Below are 19,040 nucleotides of genomic sequence, written 5' to 3'. Positions count from 1 at the left end.
CCCTCACGAAGGGGTGTTCGAGGACGGGTTGGAGGACATCATCGAGGCCGAGCCGGAAGGCGACATCGGCGTCGAGGGCGAGACCGACGGCAGCGGAGGCGGATCGGCCGCTTCCACGGTCGTCACTTCGGCGACGCGCCAGGGACGGCCGCCACTCGCCCGGGTGAGCTTGAGGTAGACGTTCGCGCGCGGCCCCGTACCGGTCCAGCCGTCGCGGCCCTGAGCCGTGCCCTCCACGTAGAGGGCACGGTAGGCCAGGACGGCCGTGTCGGCGGGCCCGTCGGCGTCGTCGTCCGGGGTCACCTTCACCGTGGTCCAGGCCCGGTGACCGGCCCAGGTGTTCCACTCGGCGCCCGCCCCGCTCGCCGGGTGGTACGACCGCTCGGCCGCGGCCTTGGCCGGGGTGAACCAGCGGGCGGACCGCAGTATGGCGTCGTGGGGACCGTAGTCGTACTTCGTGTCATAGCCGTACGCCACCTCCGCCCACGCCTCCGATACTTCCGTCGCGTCCGTCCCGTCGACACCCGACGGGCTCGGCACATGTGCGTCCGTGCCCAGCGGCCTGCCCGGCGGGAGCGAAGCCTTCGGTGCCACGGACGGCACCGAGGAGGGCGACGAACCCGGCGCGCCCACGTCTTCACGATGGTCCCGCAGGCCACAGCCCGTCAACGCCAGGATCCCGGCCACGGACACGACCGTCAGCGCGGTGAAGTTCCCGCGCGTCGCGGTGCGGGCCGGTGTACCCGTCCGTGTCGTCCTCATCCTCGCCTCCCTCCTCACTTCAGTCCCAGCCAGGGTGCCGGATCCACGTACGTGCCGTTCCGCTGGACCTCGAAGTGCGCGTGCGGTCCTGTCGAGTAGCCGGTGGAGCCCACCTCGCCGACCTTCTGGCCGACCTGCACGTGCTGGCCGACGTGCACGCTGAGGCTCCGCATGTGGTTGTAGGTCGTCGAGATGCGGGCGCCGTCGATGGTCCCGTGCGAGATGACCACGCGGTTGCCGTACCCGTTGGACCAGCCCGCGAACGTGACCGTGCCGTCCCGGGCCGCCTTGAACGGCGTACCGGCCGCGGCGCCGAAGTCGATCCCGGTGTGCAGCTTGTAGACGTGCAGGATCGGATGCATGCGCATGCCGAAGGGCGAGGTCACCCGCGGGTTGCCGGAGAGCGGCATCGCCATCTGCTGCCCGGCGGGGATCGTGCCCGGCGGGTCGTCCACCGATTCGTACTTGGGTATCAGGGACTTGATGCGGGCGACGTAGTTCCGGGTCTCGGTGTACGGGGGCATGCCGTGGTACTGGTGCACCGCGCCCGGTCCCGCGTTGTACGCCGCGAGCGCGAGGTCGAGGGTCTCGCCGCTCGCCTCGCCACGGTTCTTGTATCCCTCGACCGTCTTGGCGAGGGCGCAGTCGTAGCGGCCCTGCGCCATGATCGCGTCACCGGGATCGAACGGCGAGGCCCGGCCGTTGCCGTCGTCGTCCTTGCCCCAGTTCGGCCAGGTCCCCGGCATGAACTGCGACAGCCCCTCGGCACCCACCGGAGAGCGGGCGTTGGGGTTCCAGCCCGACTCGGCCTCGATCTGCGCCGCGATGACCGCCGGCTTGATGACGTCGCACATGGCGCCCGCCTTGAGCACCCACGGAACGTAACTCGCGGGCACGGCACCGTCCTTCAGTCCCCCGCCCGCGCCCGACCCCGGATCCTCCTCGCTCGACGCCCCACTCACCGCGACCATCATGACCACCGGCAGGATCACGGCGGCCAGGCAGCCACCGACCACCCAGGTCGTGGTGGATCCGCCCCCGTTGGACATCGGCCCCCCTCAGCCTCATGTTCCGGTCGTGTACATGCAGTCGAGTCTCTCGGTTCCCACCCGATTCCCGCGTCACCACGGCGTCACAGGCTCGTCCCAGGAACTCACGCCCCGTTACCCAACCCGCCCGGACGCCGGGAGGATCGGTGCACCGACGAGGAGGGAGAGCACCCATGCAGGGGATCGAGGGGGTGGCGATGCGGGCGGACGAGAGCCAGGCCGTGCGCGGGAGCGCGGGAGCACCGCAACATGGAAGCGGAGGCAGGGTGCCGCACGGGAACGGGTCACGCGGCCCGGCCGGGCCCGAGATATGGATACGCGGGACGGTCGGGGAACCGGAGGGGTCGTCGCGGGGGTACGAGGATGAGCACCAACCCGTCGTACAGGCACGGCGGTTCTCCTGGATCGCCACGCACGGCGGAGCCGGTTCCTCGACGCTCGCCACCGTCTTCGGCGGCCACGACGCGGGCCGCGACTGGCCCCGCCCCGACCGGGGCGAGCCGGCCTCGGTCCTGCTCGTCGGGCGTACGCACGCGGCCGGCCTGGACGCCGTGTCGCACACCCTCGACATCTTCCGCCGGGGCGACGCGCCGCCGGGACTCGAGCTCGACGCCATCGTCCTGGTCGCGGACGCGCCCGGCCGGCTGCCGCGCCAACTCGCCCAGCGCATCAAGGTGATCAACTCGGTCGTCGACGTCTACCGGGTGCCGTGGATGTCGGCATGGCGCACCGGCGACCTCGCCGGGCCGCTGCCGCGCGAGGCCGCCTCCCTGGCCCGCCTGACGGGAAGGACCGCGCCGTGACCGCCCTGCACACGCTCGCCGCGACGCCGCTGGCCGTGGACGCGAAGGTCACCGGCCAGCTCGACTACGTCCTCGGCATCATCGCCTGGCTCGTCACCGCCGCCGGCGTGGCGGGCCTGATGATGGTGGGCTCCCGGATGGCCCTGGCCGTCAAGTCCGGTGAGTTCGAGGAGCACTTGAGCCAGTTCCTGATGGTGCTGGGTGCCTGCGTGATCGGCGCCACGGCGGGCCCCATCGTCGGCTTCGTGCTCTGAGCCACCCGCCGCCCTTCACCTATCAACTAGCCACTGGCGCATGCCGGTTGCGCATCCGTCATCCGTCACCCGCCGGACATCGTCCGCCGCCCGCGCGGTGCGGCGATCCTTCGAGGCACCATCACATCTGATGGTGCCTCAGCTCTTTCCCGCGCCTCCCACCTCGTCTTTCATGACGGTCTCTTCCCGTCTGTCACGGACACGTCACCGACAGGTGCTGGTCTCCTACATCGCTTGGCCCCGGCCCACAGGAGTCGCCAAGCTCACTGTGCACCGGGAACACGGGGCGTCCCACGGATCTTCATCGCCCCCAAGTACCGCTCTCGGCAAGCACGTACCGCTCGTACCGAGCAAGTGCCGCTCAGACCCGGCGAGTTCCGCATCCGTCCCGGACGGGGCGCGCGAGCCGCCGGCCATATCGGGGAGAAACCATGTTCAAGGCGATAGCAGCCCAGGCCCACCAGTACATCTACCTGGCGGACGGCAAGATCCCCAACCCCGACCGTGACGCGCCGGGTGCGCTGACCGGCAAGGTCGACACCGTCCTCGGCATCCTCGCCTGGGCCGGCACCGCGGCCGGCGTCGCGGGTGTGCTCATCACCGGCGCCATGATGGCGATCTCGATGCGCCGCGGCGAGGGCTCGGAGCACATGGGCCGCCTCGGCATGGTGCTCGGCGGCTGTGTCCTGGTGGCCACCGCGGGCCCCGTCGTCACGTTCGTCTTCGCCTGACCGACGCTCCGTCCGAGCCTGAGCGAAGGGAGCGCAACCATGCTGAACTCCGGTCGGCCCCAAGGGGGCAGCGGAGAGTGGGAACAGCCGTTCTGGCAGCAGCGAAGCTGGATCCTGTCGGCCGGGTTCCTGCTGGTGCTGCTCGTGCTCGCCGTCTTCACGATGATCGGCGGGGGCAAGGGGACGCCGACGACCGCGTCGGGCGGTGACGGGCCCACCCCGTCCGCCGATCCGGGCCGGGACCGCGGCGGCCGGCCGGACACCCGCCCCGCCGGCTGCCGCACCGACGACAGCGACCAGGCCAAGCCCGCCCGGGCCCCCAAGGACTTCACGTGGAAGGCCGACGGGACCGGTCTGGTCCCGGTCTCGCGAACGGCCGGCCCGCTCGCGTTCGACGGACCGGTCTGGTCCTGCTTCGCCCACACGCCGACGGGCTCCGTCATGGCCGCCCACTCCATCACCGACCACCTGAGCTACCCGGGCTGGCGGAAGGTCGTCGACCGGCAGGTCGTCCCCGGCGCGGGCCGCGACGCACTCGTCGCGAGCCGTGCCGCGGCGGGCGACAAGCCGACCTCGGGAGCGCCCGACGGGGGCGGCTACGCCGGCTTCACCGTCCTGTCGTACGACAAGGAGAAGTCGACCGTGATGTTCGTCGTGCGGGTCCCCGGCAAGAACGCCTACGGCACCGCCTCGGTGACCCTGCGCTGGCTGGACGGCGACTGGAAACTCGCGCCCGACGCCGACGGGACCGTCTATTCGGGCATGTCGCAGATCAGCGGCACCAAGGGCTTCGTCACCTGGGAGGTGTGAGATGTCGTGTTCCTGGCGGGTGTACGACTGTGTGATCGACGAGGTCGGCACGCAGCTCACCGACAGTGCCGTGGTGGCCTTCGCCAAGGCGATCGGCGACGCGACCGCGGCCGTGCTCAAGGCGCTCAACGGCGTGTGGATGCACGTGGACGTGGGAGACGCCTCCGGGCCCATCGCCAAGATCGACGCCGAGGTCGACTGGCTCGTCGGCTACGTGGCGGTGGCCTCGCTGCTGATCGCGGCGATCCACATGGCGCTGGAGCGCAAGGGCCAGCCCATGAAGCAGGCGTTCATGGGGATGTGGAAGGTCATCCTCGTCGGCGCGGTCGCCGTCCCGGTGGTCCAGGCGCTCACCAGGGCCTCCGACCTGTACGCGCAGGACGTGTACGCGAAGTCCGACCTCGGCGACCAGGCGTCGACGATGCTCGGTGTACTGACCCTCGACCAGCCGGGCCTCATCCTCATCTTCGGCCTGCTGGTGATGCTGTCGAGCTTCGTGCAGATCTGTCTGATGTACATCCGCATCGGCGTCCTGATCATGCTGGTCGGCACCCTGCCGCTGGCCGCCGTCTCCTCGATGACCGGGTGGGGAGAGGGCTGGTGGAAGAAGCACGTCGGCTGGCTCGCCGCCTGGCTGCTGTACAAACCGGCGGCCGCGCTCATCATCTACTCGGCCACGTCGATGACCAAGGACACCAAGAACCTCGACCAGACCATCGCCGGCCTGGGCATGCTGATCATGGCGGTGTTCGCCCTGCCCGCCCTGCTCAAGCTGATCGTCCCGGCGACGGCGGCCCTGGGCGGCACCTCCGGCGGCACGGTCACCCTGAACGCGGTCAACAACGTCGCCACCGGTGCCGTCAGCATCGCCGCGGGCGGTGCCGGCGGTGGCGGCGGCGCGGCCGGTCCGCAGGGCTCGCCGTCCGCGGGCGCCGGAGCCCCGGCGAGCGGTGGCGCGGGCGGCGCGGGTGCGGCCGGAGGCGCCGCTGCGGCGGGCGGCGCGGCCGCCGCGGGCGCGGCCACGGGCGGCGCGACCCTCGCCGTGCAGGCCGCTGCGGTCGCCGTGCAGACCGGTGTCGCCGCGGCGAGCGAGGTGGCCAACTCCCTGAACGACAACGACGGGATGAAGGGCCACAACCAATAGCGGCCACGCGGCCGAGGAGCGACAGAAGCCTCAGGAGCCACAGCGCTCAGCGAGTTCCGGGGCGGCGCACGAGCCGCCGTCACCGGGCCGGCCACCGCCCCGGAACTCCACCCCCGTCACGTATCCAGCGCTTCGAGCCGGAAGAAGGAACCCCATGTCCACCGACGCCATGACGCGTCCCACGTACGGGAACTGGCGCAGGCCCCGCCGTCCCGGACTCGGTCCGCTGGGCCTGCTCGGCACCGTCGTCGCCTTCGGCGGACTGCTGGTGGCGCTGCTGGCTTCGCTGGTCTCGCTGGCCGCCGCGGTCGTCGTCCTCGTACCGGTGAGCCTCTTCCTCGCCCCGCTGGCGCTGCGCACGGTCGACGGCCGCAACGTCTACCAGGTCCTCGCCATCCGCGTCGGCTGGGCGCGGCGCAGGTCGACCGGCTCGCACACCTACCTCTCCGGACCGCTGTCCAAGCGCCCCGGCGGCCGCTACCAGCCGCCCGGACTGCTCGCGCGCACCCGCATGCACGAGGGCCGCGACGCCTACAACCGTCCCTTCGGCGTGCTGCACCACCCGGGCCGCGGCCTGTACACGGTGGTGCTGGCCTGCGAACCGGACGGCGGCTCGCTCGTCGACCCTTCCCAGGTCGACATCTGGGTAGCCTCCTGGGGCGACTGGCTCGCACGGCTCTCGCACGAGCCCGGCCTGCGCGGCGCCCAGGTGGTCGTGGAGACCGCCCCGGACACCGGGACCCGGCTCGCGGCCGAGGTGCTCCCCCGGATCTCCCCCGACGCGCCCGCCGCCGCGCGCGCCGTGATGGAGGAGGTCGTCGAGCGCTATCCGTCGGCGTCCTCCGAGATGCACACGTACATCGCCCTGACCTACGGCCCGACGGGCGGCCCCAAGCGCGGCACGGACGACATCGTCACCGATCTGTCGATGCGGCTGCCCGGACTGCTGTCCGGGCTGGTCGCGGCGGGCGGCGGCAGCGCCTACCCGCTGCCGGCCGACCGGCTCGCCGAGATCGTCCGGGTGGCGTACGACCCCGCCATCGCCCCCGATGTGCTCAGCGCCCGCGCCGAGCACGCCACGACGGGGGTCGAGTGGGGCGACGCCGGCCCGGCCGCGGCCGTGGAGACCGTCACCTCGTACAAGCACGACTCGGGTGTCTCGCGCACCTGGATGCTGACGCTCGCGCCGCGCGGCACGGTCCGTTCCAGCGTGCTGCGCGGGCTCCTCGAACCGGCTCCGGGCACCCGGCGCAAGCGGGTCTCCCTGATCTACCGGCCCATCGACCCGGCGACCTCGGCCCGCATCGTCGAGTCCGACCGGCGCACCGCGCACTTCATGGCGGGCTCGAAGCGCGGTCTCGTGCAGGCGCGGGCCAGTTCGGAGATGCAGGCCGCCGAGCAGACCGCGGCCGAGGAGGCGGCGGGCGCGGGACTCGTGGAGTTCTCGCTGATGGTGACGGTCACCGTGGACGACGAGGAGCAGTTGCAGGACGCGGGCATCACGGTGCGCAACCTCCAGGCGTCCTCGCGCATCCTGATGCGCCCGGCGGACCGGATGCAGGCCGCGGCCTTCACCTGCACGCTGCCGGTCGGCCTTCTCCCGTGGGAGCACACCCTCGTCCCGTACCAGATCAGGGAGGCACTGTGAACGCCCGGCAGCCGCAGGGGAATCAGTTCACCGCACCGCCGCGCGGCTGGTACGGCCCCGCGGGCGGCCAGGTCGGGCACGTCGACCCGCCCGCGCTGTGGCGCGCGACCACCGTGCAGGCGTGCGGGCTGTGGCCGTTCGCGGCCGGCTCCGGCGCGCCGATGACCGGGGTCCCGCTCGGACAGCATCTGCACACCGGGGCGACGGTGTGCGGAGACCCCATCTCCTGGTTCACCCGGGCCCGTTACATCTCCAACCCGTCGCTCTTCATGCTCGGCATGCCGGGCCTCGGCAAGTCCACCCTGGTCAACCGCATGCTCATCGGCATGTCCGCGACGGGCATCACGCCCCTGGTCCTCGGCGACCTGAAGCCCGACTACGCCGACACCGTACGGGCGCTCGGCGGCCAGGTCATCTCCATCGGGCGCGGGGTCGGCGGCATCAACGTCCTCGACCCGGGCGCGATGGGCGAGGCGGCGGCCCGCATCGGCGGCGAGCGCGGCCGGATCCTGGCCGCGGAGGCCCACGGCCGGGTGCTGAACATGGTCGCGGCGCTGATCACCATCGTGCGCGGACGTCCGATGGACGACCACGAGCAGTCGGTGCTGTCCGCCTGTCTGCACCATCTCGCCGAGCGTACGAAGCCGGGGCGGGCGCCGCTCCTGCCGGATCTGCTGAAGGTGCTGGACGAGGGTCCCGACCGGGTCCGCGCGGTGACGCTGGACCGCGGGAACGTGGCCCGCTACCAGGAGGCCGTGGACCCGCTGCACCGCTCGCTGCTCGGCGTGCTCGACGGCCCGCTCGGCGACACCTTCGCGACCGAGACGTCCACCCGGATCAACCCGGCGTCGCCCGCCGTCTGCGTGGACATCTCCCGCATCGGCGAGGCGGACACCCAGCTCACCGCCGCGGCGATGCTGGCGGCCTGGTCGGACGGCCTCGGCACGGTCGCCGCCGCGCACGCCCTCGCAGACGCCGGACTCGCCCCGCAGCGCTGGTTCTTCACCGTCCTGGACGAGCTGTGGCGGCCGCTGCGGGCGGCCTCCGGCATCGTGGAGCGGATCGACGCGCTGACCCGGCTGAACCGCTCGCTCGGCCTCGGCGACGCGAAGATCACCCACACGCTCAAGGACGCCGAGGCCCTCGGCAGCGAGGCCGACCGCGCGAAGGCCCGCGGGTTCGTGGAGCGGGCGGGCATGGTCGTCTGCGCCGGGCTGCCGCGGTCGGAGATGCGGGAACTGGGCGAGATCGTCGGCATGTCCGAGCGCGAGATCGAGCTCGTGTCGTCCTGGTCGTCGCCGCCCGGCTGGGCGAGCACCGGCGGCAACGAGGAGCCGCCGGGCCGCGGACGCTTCCTGATCAAGGTGGGCGGCCGTCCCGGCATCCCGATCAAGGTCTCCATCACCGACACCGAACGGGCCCTGCACAACACGAACACCCGCTGGTCGGAGGCCGGCAAACCGTCCCTGCACAAGAATCCCGGCACGGGCTTCAGCCCGTCCGGCGTTTGAGGACGACGGGCACATACCAGCCCGTCCGGCGTTTGAGGACCCGCGCGGAGCGCGGCCGGGGGGTCCGGGGGCACCACCCCGGGACGGGACGGGCAGGGGCGGCGGGGGCGAGAAACATCCAACGGGGGGAGCAGAGTTGAGCAGCACACGCAAGACGGGACCCGGGGCAGGGGAGGACCTCCTCCCCTGGATCGTGCCGGGAGCCGCGTTCCTCATCGGCATCGCGTTCTTCGGCGCCTGGCTGGGCGGCACCCTGGGCGCGGCGGCGACCGGCGCCGGCTGGCACCCGCCCCCCTTCGCCCTGTCCACCCTCTCGACCCTGGTCAAGGAGGGCCCAGGACCGCTGTGGCCGACGGCCTCCCCGACCGCGCTCACCGCCGGCATGGCCGCCGTCCTCGGCACGGTCGTGGCGGCGATCACCGTCCTGATCGCCCTCGGACGACGCCGGCTCACCGCGCCCACCGGCCTCGCCGGCCGCAAGGAGCTGGCCGCCCTCCTGCCCAAGGGCGCCGCCCGCCGCGCCCGCGAACTCCGCCCGGCCCTGGCCAAGCTCGGCAAGGTCACCCCGGACGACACCGGGAACCTGCTGGGCAACCTGGAACCCCGCGGCCCGGAACTGCGCTCCAGCTACGAGGACGTCGAGCTCGACCTGATGGCACCCCGCGCGGGCAAGTCCACCGGCATCGCGGTCCCGCGCGTCCTGCGCGCCCGCGGCAGCGTGCTGCTGACGTCCAACAAGGCGGACGTGTACAGCGTGACGCGGGCGGAACGCGAACGGGTGGGCCGGGTCTGGACGTTCGACCCCCAGGGCATCGCCCACACCCCGCGCGGCCTGTGGTGGGACATGCTCGCCGAAGCGGCCACGATCGAGGGCGCCCGCCGACTGGCCGGGCACTTCGTCGGCGCCGTCAACGACGACGCGTCCCGCCGCGACTTCTGGATCTCGGCCGCCCAGAACACCCTCACCGCCCTCTTCCACGCGGCCCAGCGCGGCGGGCGGCCGATCGGCGAGGTCCTCGCGTGGCTGGCCGACCCGGCCGACCGCACCCCCGTCGACCTGCTGCGCGACGCCGGGATGACCGCGCTCGCCGACCAGTTGCAGGGCACCGTGCAGGGCGCGGTGGAGACCCGGGACGGCATCTACGAGACCAGCCGCCAGTGCGTGGCCTGTCTGCTCGACCCCGCGATCGCCGCCTGGGTGACCCCGGATCCCGCGCTGCCGCAGTTCTTCCCCGACCGCCATGTGCTGTCCGCCGACACGCTCTACCTGCTCTCCAAGGACGGCGGCGGTTCGGCGGCCGGTGTCGTCGCCGCGGCCGCCGACGCCGTCCTGCGCGCGGGAGTCGTCGCCGCCGAACGGATGGGCGGACGCCTCGAACCGCCGATGACGGCGGTCCTGGACGAGGCCGCCAACGTCTGCCGGATCTCCGATCTCCCCGACCTGTACTCCCACTTCGGCTCCCGGGGCATCAACATCGTGACCCTGCTCCAGAGTTACCGGCAGGGCGCACGGGTCTGGGGCGAGGCGGGCATGGACGCGCTCTGGTCGGCCGCGACCATCAAGCTGCTCGGCGCGGGACTGGACGACGCCGACTTCGTGGAGAAGGTCTCCCGGCTGGTCGGCGAGCACGACGTGTCGACGGTGAGCTGGTCCAGGAGCAGGGACGGACGGTCCCGGTCGACGTCGTACCGCCTGGAACGCATCCTGCCCGCCGACCGCATCCGCGCGCTGCCCAAGGGCACCGCCCTGCTCCTGGCCACCGGCATCCGCCCCGCCCTGGTCCGGCTCCGCCCCTGGTACGCGGAACCCGGCGCCGACCGCATCGCGACGGCGGCCCAGGCCGAGGTGAAGGCCATCACCGCCCGCGCGACCGAGAGGATCACGTACCGATGACATCCGCGCCCACGGCCGGTCGGGGAAGCCGAGGCCGGGTGAAGTCCGCCGCCGAAGCGGCCCGACGCGGCCGACGCCCTGTGCCGCCCGTCGCTGAAAGGAAGCCTTCTCGATGACGATCGACGCGGCCGAGCAACAGCCCGCCGGTGCACCGCCGTTCATCCTCTTCCTCGACGGCCTCGAGTACGCCGGGGAGATGAGCCGGCTGGCCGTCTGGGTGAGCGACCTGCTCCTTCCCGTCTACGGCCGCGAGGTCACCTCGCAACAGCCCTGGTGCCCCCGCTGGTGGGAACACCCGGAGGCCGTCGCCCGGCTGCACGGGCTGTGGCTGGCCTGGCAGGAGCACACCGACCCGGCGGCCGGGGCGTCCGGCCCCGCCGTCTGGCACCGGGACCACCTCGGCGCCGTACTGTCCGAACTGCGTTCCCCCAGCGGCCCCTTCGCGGGTTGCAAGGGCGGAAGCCACCGCCCGAAGACGCCACCCGCGGTCGAGCCGTACGAGGACGCCGCCGCCGCGTCCGCCCACCGGCCCGACCCGGATCCGTACGAGACCAGTCTCTGGTAAGCGAGGAATACTCCGCCCATGAACGACACCCCCGCACCCGACGCGTCCGCGGCCGACTCGGCCCCTTCCCTGCGTGCCTATCTGGGGCTCTACGCCGCCGGCTTCGTGGAACGCGAGCAGATGATCGCGACCGTCGCCGGCTGGCCCTTCGAGGACGAGGAGGGGCAGGACGAGGGACATCCCGAGCCGACCCATCAGGACAACACCCTGTCCGTGCTCGCCGCGGCACGGCTGCTCGGGCAGGTGACCCGCGAGGACGTGGCCGAGATCCAGCGCAGGATCGACAGCCGGTCCGACGGCCCGGCCGACGGCCCCGAGCACCGGCCATGACCGCGGGCGAGCGGCCGGAGGCGGGGCTCAGACCCGAATACCGCGCGTTGTACCGGGAGTTGCAGAACCGGATGTCACCGGGCGGCGATCTCGCGCCGGGCGACGGGGACACGTTCGCCCGCTTCCGGCGCGGCGCCCTGTGGACGCCGGACCGCGAGCGGATGCACTCCGCGATCCTTGAGGAGTTCGCCGCGCGCTGCACCGGCCTGCCGCGCGACGGCCATGCCGCTCTGCTCACCGCCGGGGCTCCCGGCGCCGGGAAGGGCGGCGCGCTGCGCGGGCTCGGCGAGTGGCAGGGGCGCGACGACGAGCTGGGGCACGCGCTGAGGCGGGTGCACGGCATCGACGTACGCGACTACGTGGTCCTGGATCCGGACCAGTTCAAGGTGGCGATCTTCGAGCACGGTGGATCGCCCCATCTTCCGTACCCCGCCCGCGTGTTGTCCGACGGGCGACCGGTCGCGCCGTCCGAGACGGCCTCGCTCACGCACCGGGAGTCGGCCTTCCTCCAGGAGGTCTTCGAGCAGTGGGCACGCTCCGAGGGCTACAACCTCCTCTACGACGCCACGCTGCGCGACCAGCGCTGGAACGAGAAGCTCCTCGGCGATCTGCGCCGCGACGGCTACGACCGGCGCGTCCTGCTGTCGGTCGAGGTCCCCGTCGAGCAGTGCCTCGCCCAGAACGCCGGCCGCTGGCAGGACGGCCGCGCCGCGTTCGACGCGGGCCGCGACCCGTACGGCGGGCGCATGGCCCCCGAGGTCATGATCGAGGACCTGTACGCGCGGGCCACCTCGGGGCGCGGGTTCTCCGTCGGCCGGGAGAACGCGGAGAAACTGGTCGAGGGAGGGCTGGCCACCGCGCTGATCACCTCGGATCGGGGGGTGTTCCCCGCCGGGCGGGGGGCGGGGGCGGCCCCGGTGCCGGGGCTCGGCGCCTCGGAGGGGGCGGTGTCGGGGCCGGGGGTTTCGGCTGGTTCTGTGCCGGGGCCGGGGGGTGCGGCCAGTGCCGTGTCGGGGGCCGGTGTCTCGGCGGGTGCAGTGTCGGGGGCGGGCGTCTCGGCCGGATTCCGGCAGGGGGATGCCACGGTCCGCGTCGCATCGGCGGCACGTCTGCGGTCCGGGGGCGGGAGTGCCTCCCCTACTGCCGGACGGACGACGGCCGTTCCGGGCGGCGGCTCTCCGGCCGCCGCGGCCGTCCCGCGTCCGGCACCCCGGACGCCGTGAGCGCCGGGAGCGCCGGGAGCGCCGTGCAGGGCTTACGTGTTCTGGTGCGGGCCCACGGGGGCGATGCTCTCCAGGATGCGGCGCTTGCGGGCGACGTTCTCCTCGAGCGCGGCGCGCACGAAGCGGTGCGGGGTCCTGTCGTACACCTCGCGGCCGCGCTCCGAGGTGAACAGCTCCTCGGGGACGCTGTCGACGCCCCGCGGAAGGAACTTGAGGACTTCCTCGACCGCCGCCAGCGCGAACGCGGAACCCTCGCGGTGCGCATGCCCCTCGGCGTACGGGGTGTGCAGCAGCCTCAGCCCCGTGTCCGTGGCGACCTGGTCGCTGACCCACAGGAACTCCCCCGGATCGATGATCCGCGAGGGCTCCGACCCGCCGAACGCCGGTGGTGCGGGCGGGAGTTCGTCGGCGAGCCGGAACGCGAAGGAACGGGCGCGGCCGCACTGGGGGCAGACGCCCTCGTACACCGCGACCAGGACACCGTCGCGCTCGTCGAGACGGTGCTCGCGCTCGAAGCTCTCCGCCCCGCACGCGCACGCGTGCAGGTCCATGTAGAGGTGTGCTTCCTGCGTCGAACGGGCGATCAGCATGCCGAGATCTTACGTGCCACGAGGCCGTTCAAGGGGGAAAGTGCCAGTGGAGCAGGAACCGCTCGACCGCGGGAACGGCGGCCGTTCCGACCGGGCGGACGCCCGGCGCGACGCCCGGGAAAACGGCCGGGAGAACGCCGAGCCCGTCGTCATCACCGCGACCGACGTCGCGGGCAGCCGCTTCGTCTCGGGCACCGGCGCCGCGCCCGACCCCGGACGGCAGGCGGCCCTCGTCGCACAGGCGGAGAGCACCCTGCCGATGGTGGTACGGAGCCTGTACGCGCCGCGGCTGACCTCCGTCGAGCAGCGGTCCGGCGCCGCCGGCGACCGCTTCTTCGCGCTCACCGACGACCGGGGCCGCGACCTCACCCTGCGTCTGGACGCCGTACCCCTCCCCTCCGGCACCGTCGCGCGGACCCACGTCAACACCACCTCCGACCAGCACGTCGTCCAGCTCTCCGACCGGATGGACCCGCGCCAGGTGGGCCGGGCCCTGAGTCACGAGGTCGGCGAACTGATCGCGGTGCGCGACCGGGCGACCCGTGCCGCCGCCGGTGACCCCGAGGTCGCGGGCGTCGCCCCGAACCGCCAGGACCTGCTGGCCCGCGGCGGGCTCGGCGGCGCGGACCGGCGGCTGAGCCTCACCGAGGAGGACCTCGGCCGGGTCGGCGAACTGAACCACCTGGCCGCCCGCATGAACGACGTCACCCTCGACGCCTCCCAACGCGCCGAGTCCCGAGGCGAGTTGTCGGCCCTCATCGACCACGTCGGGCTGCGGCCGCAGGCCCCCGCCGACTCCGACCGCTTCACCCCGGAGCTGCGGGCCGCCGACATCCGCCGCGATGTCATCGACCCGCATCTGACCCCGATGGCGGCCGACGCCCTGCGCGAACTGGCCGTTCCCGTCGAGCGGTTGAGCGCGGCCGACGCCGGCGAACTGCGGGAGTTCCGGTCCCGGGCCGAGCACGCCCGGCCCCTCGGGGCCACCGTCGAGGCTCCTCCCCTGCCGGGGTTCCGGCCCGACGGCTCGCCCGTCCCCCGCGAGGAGCTCGCCGCGGCGGCGGCCCAGGCGGCCGACCAGCGCACCCGGGCCGGTGCCGCCACCCTGGAGCAGCTCCGCGCGGAGATCGCCGCGACCGGTGAGTGGCCCACCCGCCAGGTCGTCGTCGGCGGTGGCGCCAGCCTCGTCGGACGCGACCCCGGGGCCCTGCTCGTCGACGCCCGCGGCCGCTGGCACCTGGACCCCGGCCAGGGCATCGTCCAGTCCCCCGACCAGACGCGGGACATGCGCGCCAACGGGATGGGCGACGCCCACCAGTTCGCCGACCCGACCGCGCGGGTTCCGCGTGACGCCGTACGCCTGTGGGAGGACCAGCTCGCCATGCGCGGACCCGTCGTCGACGGCACCGCGGCCCTGGTCCCGGGCCAGGACGGCCATCTCTACGCGCACATCCGGCCCGGTGACGGGTCCCCCGACCTCTACGTGAAGGTCGAGGGCACGCCGACCGTGGCCACCGGGCTGCCGCCGGAGATGGTGCCGGGCGTCGACCGCCGGGACGCGGTGAATCTGCCGGAGGCCCTCGACGCCGTACGCGGACGACTGCCCGCCGGCTCGCCCGCGCACGCCCGGCTGGCCGGGGAGGTCACCGCGGAGCGGGCGCTTCAGGTGCTGCGGGAGGAAGGGGTGCTGGACGGGCTGCGGTCGGGCGGCGGGGCGCGGGCCGCGCTCCAGACACTCGACGCGACCGCCCAGTGGGAGCGGGCGCGGGCCGCCGCGCCCGGACGCGTCTTCATCGGGGACGAGATCGCCGAGGGCAGGTTCGACGCGCGGGCCGCCGCGGCGGAGGGGGCCCCGAAGACGTGGCTCGTCGCGGGCGCCGGCGGCACCGGGGTCGCCAACGCCGAGATCATCCTGGAGGCCGACCCCGAGGCGCGGGTCACCATCTACGGGCCGAACCTTCCGCCGGCGCTGGAGAACCAGGTGCAGTTCACCGCGCTGCGGGAGCGGTTCGTGCGCGAGTACGGCGGGGACGGGCGGCTCACCATCGACATCCACCCCGACAACCGGGTCGGTGCCGTGCAGATGCACCTCGGGTCGGACGGGAGGCCGCGGTTCCGGGAGGGGCGGGTGGAGGCGGACGCGTATGTGGCGAGTCTCGGGCGGACGGCGCCGATGCCGGAGGCTCTTCGGGAGCTGGGTGAGCGGACGCGGGAGGGGGGTGGGCGGGTGCGGGGGGATCTGATGTTCGACCGGGACCGGCAGTACCTCGGGTACGGCGTCACCTTCGAGTCCGGGGGCGGGCAGCACCGGGTCGAGGTGACCGGTGCGGCCTCGCAGTTGCTGCCCCGGGACGTGTTCCCCCGTGACACCCAGGCCGCTCTGGGGGCCATGGCTGTCCGGCAGGTGCCTTCGCAGAGCGGCAACGCGGCGCCGGGGTTCGCTCCCGTGGCCGAGCAGGCGGCTCGGCTGGCGGAGGCGCGGGCGCGGGGTTCCGTGGAGCGGCACGCTTCGGTTCCGGAGAGCTGGCGCCGGCCGGCGGTGGCGGGCGCGACGGCCTCCGGCGGACCCGTGAACCCCGTGGCGAACGCGGCCCGGCTTCAGTCCGGCGGCGGGCGGTCCGCCTCCCCGGGCGGAGCCGTTCCCGGCGCGGGCGCGGGCGTGCCCGGGCAGGTGCCTCGGGTCCAGCGGCCGCCGCAGCCGCCGCAGCCGCCGCGGGCGGCCCGGTGACACCGGTGGGTGGGTCGGGGCCGTGCCGGTGCATCAGCCCGTCGCCGTCGGGTGAGGAGTGACCGTCGGTGGCGACGGCCATTGATGTACCGGCACGGCCCCTCGCGCCGGATCCCGTCTGCGGGCGCAGGGGGGTTCAGCCCCTCCGGCGTTTGAGGAGCGGGGTCTGGGGCGGAGCCCCAGGGGTGATGGGGGTCCCCCTGGTCGAGCGAAGCCGAGACCTTGGGGGAGGGTAGGGGCGGAGGGGGCGAGACAAGCTTGGGGCGGGACAGTCTCACGGGGGGCCATCCCTGTGGACAGGTAGATGCGTGTGCATATATTGTTCGTGCAAGTGATAGAGGCGTCGCATCTCAGGGGGACCCATGAACCGCCGATTCCTGTTCGTGCTCGGCAGCAGCCGGGCCGACGGCAACACCGAGACCCTGGCCCGCAGGGCAGCCGACCAACTCCCCGCGGGCGTGGAGCAACACTGGCTGTCGCTCGCGGAGCACCCCCTCCCCGACTTCACGGACCTCCGCCGGGACGGCGACCACGTACGCCCACCCGCCGCCGGAACGGAGGGCACCCTGCTGGACGCCACCCTCGCCGCCACGGACATCGTGATCGCCTCCCCCCTGTACTGGTACTCGGTGTCAGCCCTGACCAAGCGCTACCTGGACCACTGGTCCGGCTGGCTCCGTACGCCCGGCGTCGACTTCAAGGCCACCCTGTCCGGCCGCACCCTCTGGGGCGTCACCGCGCTCGCGCACGAGGAGCCGGAGGTCGCCGACCCGCTGATCGGCACGCTGAACCACACGGCGGCGTACATGGGAATGCGCTTCGGCGGCGTCCTGCTCGGCAACGGCAGCCGACCGGGCGACGTACTGAACGACACCGCGGCACTGACCCGCGCGAAGACCTTCTTCGCCCAGGAGGCACCGTTCGCGCGCTTCCCCTACGAGGGGTGACGCGCCCGCTCAGGCGGTGATGTCCTTCGTCGTGAACCGCGCCCACGCGGCCGACCCGAACACGGCGACGTACAGGCCCTGGAGGCCGAGGTCGCGGACGAGGTCGTCCCAGTACACGGGGTCGCGCATGAGGTCGGCGAAGGACAGCCAGTAGTGGGAGAAGAAGTACGGCTGGAGTGCGTGGAGCTGGGGGATCTGGTCGAGGATCTGGACGGTGATCAGGAGGCCGACCGTCGTCGCCATGGCCGCGATGCCGCTGTTGGTGAGGGTGGAGACGAACAGGCCGAGCGCGGCCACCCCCGTCAGTGACGCCGCCACGACCAGCGCGATGAGCAGCGCTCTGCCGAGCCCCTCGGCGAATCCGATGCGGGTCCCGGAGATCGTGGTCAGGTCGCCCAGCGGGAACAGCAGGGCACCCACCGCGAACGCCGAGACCGCCACCACCAGGGTCGCCACCAGGCAGAACGTCATCGTCGTCGCGTACTTCGTGAGCAGCAGCCGCGTACGGCCCGCGGGCGCGACCAGGAGATAGCGCAGGGTTCCGGCGTTGGCCTCGCCCGCGATCCCGTCGCCCGCGATGACACCGATCGCCATCGGCAGGAAGAACGGCAGGGTCGCGGCGAGCCCGGTGAACACCAGGAACAATCCGTTGTTGGTGATCTGCGCGATGAAGGCGGGGCCCTCGCCGCCACCACCGCCCGCGGCCGAGCCGCCCTTCGTCTCGATCCTGACGGCCACGCCGATGAGGATCGGCACCGCCGCGAGCACGCCGAGCAGCGCGATCGTGCGCCAGCGGCGGAAGGTGGTGACGAGTTCGTCGCGGAAGAGTCCGAGTGTCCACAGGGGGCGCAGGGGGCTGGGGTGGCGGGTGGTCTCCCGTTCGGCTGTCGCTCCCCCGCGTGGCGCTGTACGGGCCGTCGGCAGCGTCGTGTCGTCTCCCGGCTTCGTCGGTGTCGCTCGCTCCCCGCGCTTCGCCTGGGGGGCAGTGGTTTCTTCCGTGCGCGCCTCCGGCGCGCCTTCCCGCTTCGGCAGACTCTCAGCCCGCGACATCGAAACCCTCCCCGGTCAGCGCCACGAACGCGTCCTCCAGCGAGGCCCGTTCCACTCCGAAGCCGCGGACCCGGACGCCCGCCATGACCAACGCCGCGTTCAGCTCGGCCGGTTCACCGGTGGGTGGTTCCGCGCTCACCCCCGTCTCGGTCACGACGAGATCCGTGACGCCCCGCTCCTTGAGGATCCGTGCCGCGTCCCCGGTGTCCGGTGTGGTCACCACCAGGCGGCCCCGGGCACCGGCCGCGAGGTCGGCCACCGGGCCCTGGACGATGAGCCGTCCCTGGGCCATCACGGCCGCGTGGGTGCAGACCTGCTCGATCTCGTCGAGGAGGTGCGAGGAGAGGAAGACGGTCGTGCCGTCGGAGGCCAGCTCCCGGACCAGTGCCCGGATCTCGCGCATGCCCTGGGGGTCGAGACCGTTGGTCGGCTCGTCCAGGACGAGCAGCCGGCGGGGCTGGAGCAGCGCGGCCGCGAGTCCGAGCCGCTGTTTCATCCCCAGGGAGTAGGCCCTCGCCTTCTTCCCCGCCGCGCCGGTCAGTCCGACCCGGTCCAGCGCGGTTCCGACACGGGTCCGCCGGGTGCGGGGATCGGCGGTCGGGTCCGCGGCGTCGTACCGGAGGAGGTTGTCCCGCCCGGAGAGGAAGCCGTACAGGGCGGGGCCCTCGATCAAGGTCCCGACGTGCGGGAGCACGGCGCGCGCGGACCGGGGCATGGGCCGCCCCAGCACGCTCGCCGTGCCCGAGGTCGGCTCGATCAGGCCCATCAGCATGCGGATGGTGGTGGTCTTGCCCGAGCCGTTCGGGCCGAGGAAGCCGAAGACGCTGCCCGCCGGGACGGTCAGGTCCAGGCCGTCGACGGCGAGCTGTCCGCCGCGGTACCGCTTGCTCAACGCGCGGGTCGCGATCACCGCGTCCTCGGCGGACGCGGCGACGGCGCGCGTCGGATCGGGCTCGTCGGCGGACAGCTCCTGCATGGGCTCCCTCGGTTCGGTTCGCCTG

18 protein-coding genes are annotated in these 19,040 nt (G+C 73.2%); 13 read left to right on the top strand and 5 right to left on the bottom strand.

Annotated features, from left to right (window positions below; translation table 11 throughout):
- Nucleotides 1-3: 3 nt before the first annotated feature.
- On the bottom strand, nt 4-762 hold the full coding sequence (locus ACFRIC_RS33865; RefSeq protein ID WP_382793949.1) for a hypothetical protein: 759 nt from the start codon (nt 760-762) through the stop codon (nt 4-6).
- A 14-nt stretch (nt 763-776) separates the two neighbouring features.
- The gene (locus tag ACFRIC_RS33860) at nt 777-1,811 is read right to left on the bottom strand and encodes a peptidoglycan DD-metalloendopeptidase family protein (RefSeq protein WP_382793946.1); all 1,035 of its coding nucleotides are present in this window, start codon (nt 1,809-1,811) and stop codon (nt 777-779) included.
- Nucleotides 1,812-1,984: 173 nt separating this feature from the next.
- Here ACFRIC_RS33860 and ACFRIC_RS33855 point away from each other — a divergent pair, with 173 nt between their 5' ends.
- The 11 genes from ACFRIC_RS33855 to ACFRIC_RS33805 all read left to right on the top strand — a co-directional run bounded on the left by ACFRIC_RS33855 (nt 1,985) and on the right by ACFRIC_RS33805 (nt 12,724).
- Nucleotides 1,985-2,614, top strand: coding sequence for a hypothetical protein (locus ACFRIC_RS33855; RefSeq protein WP_382793943.1), 630 nt, complete (start codon nt 1,985-1,987; stop codon nt 2,612-2,614).
- Nucleotides 2,611-2,868, top strand: coding sequence for a hypothetical protein (locus tag ACFRIC_RS33850; protein ID WP_382793940.1), 258 nt, complete (start codon nt 2,611-2,613; stop codon nt 2,866-2,868). Before ACFRIC_RS33855 ends, ACFRIC_RS33850 begins: the two co-directional genes overlap by 4 nt.
- 431 nt (nt 2,869-3,299) lie before the next feature.
- A complete protein-coding gene (locus tag ACFRIC_RS33845; RefSeq protein WP_382793937.1) occupies nt 3,300-3,599 on the top strand; it encodes a hypothetical protein in 300 nt (99 codons plus the stop codon).
- Nucleotides 3,600-3,638: 39 nt separating this feature from the next.
- A complete protein-coding gene (locus tag ACFRIC_RS33840; protein WP_382793935.1) occupies nt 3,639-4,409 on the top strand; it encodes a hypothetical protein in 771 nt (256 codons plus the stop codon).
- A 1-nt stretch (nt 4,410) separates the two neighbouring features.
- Complete coding sequence (locus ACFRIC_RS33835; RefSeq protein ID WP_382793932.1) at nt 4,411-5,553, top strand: hypothetical protein; 1,143 nt, start codon at nt 4,411-4,413, stop codon at nt 5,551-5,553.
- 154 nt (nt 5,554-5,707) lie between these two features.
- Entirely contained in the window at nt 5,708-7,201 is a 1,494-nt protein-coding gene (locus ACFRIC_RS33830; protein ID WP_382793929.1) for an SCO6880 family protein, read from the top strand.
- Nucleotides 7,198-8,712 carry an ATP/GTP-binding protein gene (locus ACFRIC_RS33825; protein WP_382793926.1) on the top strand — a complete coding sequence of 505 codons (1,515 nt, stop codon included), beginning with the start codon at nt 7,198-7,200 and terminating at the stop codon, nt 8,710-8,712. Before ACFRIC_RS33830 ends, ACFRIC_RS33825 begins: the two co-directional genes overlap by 4 nt.
- 136 nt (nt 8,713-8,848) lie before the next feature.
- Nucleotides 8,849-10,606 carry a type IV secretory system conjugative DNA transfer family protein gene (locus ACFRIC_RS33820; RefSeq protein ID WP_382793923.1) on the top strand — a complete coding sequence of 586 codons (1,758 nt, stop codon included), beginning with the start codon at nt 8,849-8,851 and terminating at the stop codon, nt 10,604-10,606.
- Between the two features lie 112 nt (nt 10,607-10,718).
- Nucleotides 10,719-11,171: a DUF4913 domain-containing protein gene (locus ACFRIC_RS33815; RefSeq protein WP_382793920.1), complete on the top strand. Its 453-nt coding sequence runs from the start codon at nt 10,719-10,721 to the stop codon at nt 11,169-11,171.
- Between the two features lie 18 nt (nt 11,172-11,189).
- The gene (locus ACFRIC_RS33810) at nt 11,190-11,501 is read left to right on the top strand and encodes a hypothetical protein (protein WP_382793917.1); all 312 of its coding nucleotides are present in this window, start codon (nt 11,190-11,192) and stop codon (nt 11,499-11,501) included.
- Entirely contained in the window at nt 11,498-12,724 is a 1,227-nt protein-coding gene (locus ACFRIC_RS33805; RefSeq protein ID WP_382793914.1) for a zeta toxin family protein, read from the top strand. The genes ACFRIC_RS33810 and ACFRIC_RS33805 overlap by 4 nt, the downstream gene beginning before the upstream one ends.
- A 32-nt stretch (nt 12,725-12,756) precedes the next feature.
- Here the strand turns inward: ACFRIC_RS33805 and ACFRIC_RS33800 are convergent, their stop codons facing one another.
- Nucleotides 12,757-13,314 (bottom strand): hypothetical protein, encoded by a 558-nt coding sequence (locus ACFRIC_RS33800; protein ID WP_382793911.1) that lies wholly within the window; start codon nt 13,312-13,314, stop codon nt 12,757-12,759.
- A gap of 46 nt (nt 13,315-13,360) precedes the next feature.
- On the opposite strand from ACFRIC_RS33800, the gene ACFRIC_RS33795 reads away from it, so the two are divergent.
- Nucleotides 13,361-16,042 carry a hypothetical protein gene (locus tag ACFRIC_RS33795; protein ID WP_382793908.1) on the top strand — a complete coding sequence of 894 codons (2,682 nt, stop codon included), beginning with the start codon at nt 13,361-13,363 and terminating at the stop codon, nt 16,040-16,042.
- A 362-nt stretch (nt 16,043-16,404) separates the two neighbouring features.
- Nucleotides 16,405-16,989, top strand: coding sequence for a flavodoxin family protein (locus ACFRIC_RS33790; RefSeq protein ID WP_382793905.1), 585 nt, complete (start codon nt 16,405-16,407; stop codon nt 16,987-16,989).
- Nucleotides 16,990-16,998: 9 nt separating this feature from the next.
- Here the strand turns inward: ACFRIC_RS33790 and ACFRIC_RS33785 are convergent, their stop codons facing one another.
- Together ACFRIC_RS33785 and ACFRIC_RS33780 are read right to left on the bottom strand one after the other, a co-directional pair.
- A complete protein-coding gene (locus ACFRIC_RS33785; protein ID WP_382793902.1) occupies nt 16,999-18,039 on the bottom strand; it encodes an ABC transporter permease in 1,041 nt (346 codons plus the stop codon).
- Complete coding sequence (locus tag ACFRIC_RS33780; RefSeq protein ID WP_382793899.1) at nt 18,026-19,015, bottom strand: ABC transporter ATP-binding protein; 990 nt, start codon at nt 19,013-19,015, stop codon at nt 18,026-18,028. The genes ACFRIC_RS33785 and ACFRIC_RS33780 overlap by 14 nt, the downstream gene beginning before the upstream one ends.
- Nucleotides 19,016-19,040: the final 25 nt, after the last annotated feature.

The sequence above is a fragment of the Streptomyces sp. NPDC056738 genome (assembly GCF_042790435.1).
Classification (GTDB): domain Bacteria; phylum Actinomycetota; class Actinomycetes; order Streptomycetales; family Streptomycetaceae; genus Streptomyces.
Note: the sequence above shows the minus strand (reverse complement) of the source record. Positions and strands in the feature narration are given on the sequence as shown.

What these genes read in the sequence shown, in the direction of transcription:
- ACFRIC_RS33865 (WP_382793949.1), bottom strand. Translation starts at nt 762, where the DNA reads ATGAGGACGACACGGACGGGTACACCGGCCCGCACCGCGACGCGCGGG.
- ACFRIC_RS33860 (WP_382793946.1), bottom strand. Translation starts at nt 1,811, where the DNA reads ATGTCCAACGGGGGCGGATCCACCACGACCTGGGTGGTCGGTGGCTGC.
- ACFRIC_RS33855 (WP_382793943.1), top strand. Translation starts at nt 1,985, where the DNA reads ATGCAGGGGATCGAGGGGGTGGCGATGCGGGCGGACGAGAGCCAGGCC.
- ACFRIC_RS33845 (WP_382793937.1), top strand. Translation starts at nt 3,300, where the DNA reads ATGTTCAAGGCGATAGCAGCCCAGGCCCACCAGTACATCTACCTGGCG.
- ACFRIC_RS33840 (WP_382793935.1), top strand. Translation starts at nt 3,639, where the DNA reads ATGCTGAACTCCGGTCGGCCCCAAGGGGGCAGCGGAGAGTGGGAACAG.
- ACFRIC_RS33835 (WP_382793932.1), top strand. Translation starts at nt 4,411, where the DNA reads ATGTCGTGTTCCTGGCGGGTGTACGACTGTGTGATCGACGAGGTCGGC.
- ACFRIC_RS33830 (WP_382793929.1), top strand. Translation starts at nt 5,708, where the DNA reads ATGTCCACCGACGCCATGACGCGTCCCACGTACGGGAACTGGCGCAGG.
- ACFRIC_RS33815 (WP_382793920.1), top strand. Translation starts at nt 10,719, where the DNA reads ATGACGATCGACGCGGCCGAGCAACAGCCCGCCGGTGCACCGCCGTTC.
- ACFRIC_RS33810 (WP_382793917.1), top strand. Translation starts at nt 11,190, where the DNA reads ATGAACGACACCCCCGCACCCGACGCGTCCGCGGCCGACTCGGCCCCT.
- ACFRIC_RS33805 (WP_382793914.1), top strand. Translation starts at nt 11,498, where the DNA reads ATGACCGCGGGCGAGCGGCCGGAGGCGGGGCTCAGACCCGAATACCGC.
- ACFRIC_RS33800 (WP_382793911.1), bottom strand. Translation starts at nt 13,314, where the DNA reads ATGCTGATCGCCCGTTCGACGCAGGAAGCACACCTCTACATGGACCTG.
- ACFRIC_RS33790 (WP_382793905.1), top strand. Translation starts at nt 16,405, where the DNA reads ATGAACCGCCGATTCCTGTTCGTGCTCGGCAGCAGCCGGGCCGACGGC.
- ACFRIC_RS33785 (WP_382793902.1), bottom strand. Translation starts at nt 18,039, where the DNA reads ATGTCGCGGGCTGAGAGTCTGCCGAAGCGGGAAGGCGCGCCGGAGGCG.
- ACFRIC_RS33780 (WP_382793899.1), bottom strand. Translation starts at nt 19,015, where the DNA reads ATGCAGGAGCTGTCCGCCGACGAGCCCGATCCGACGCGCGCCGTCGCC.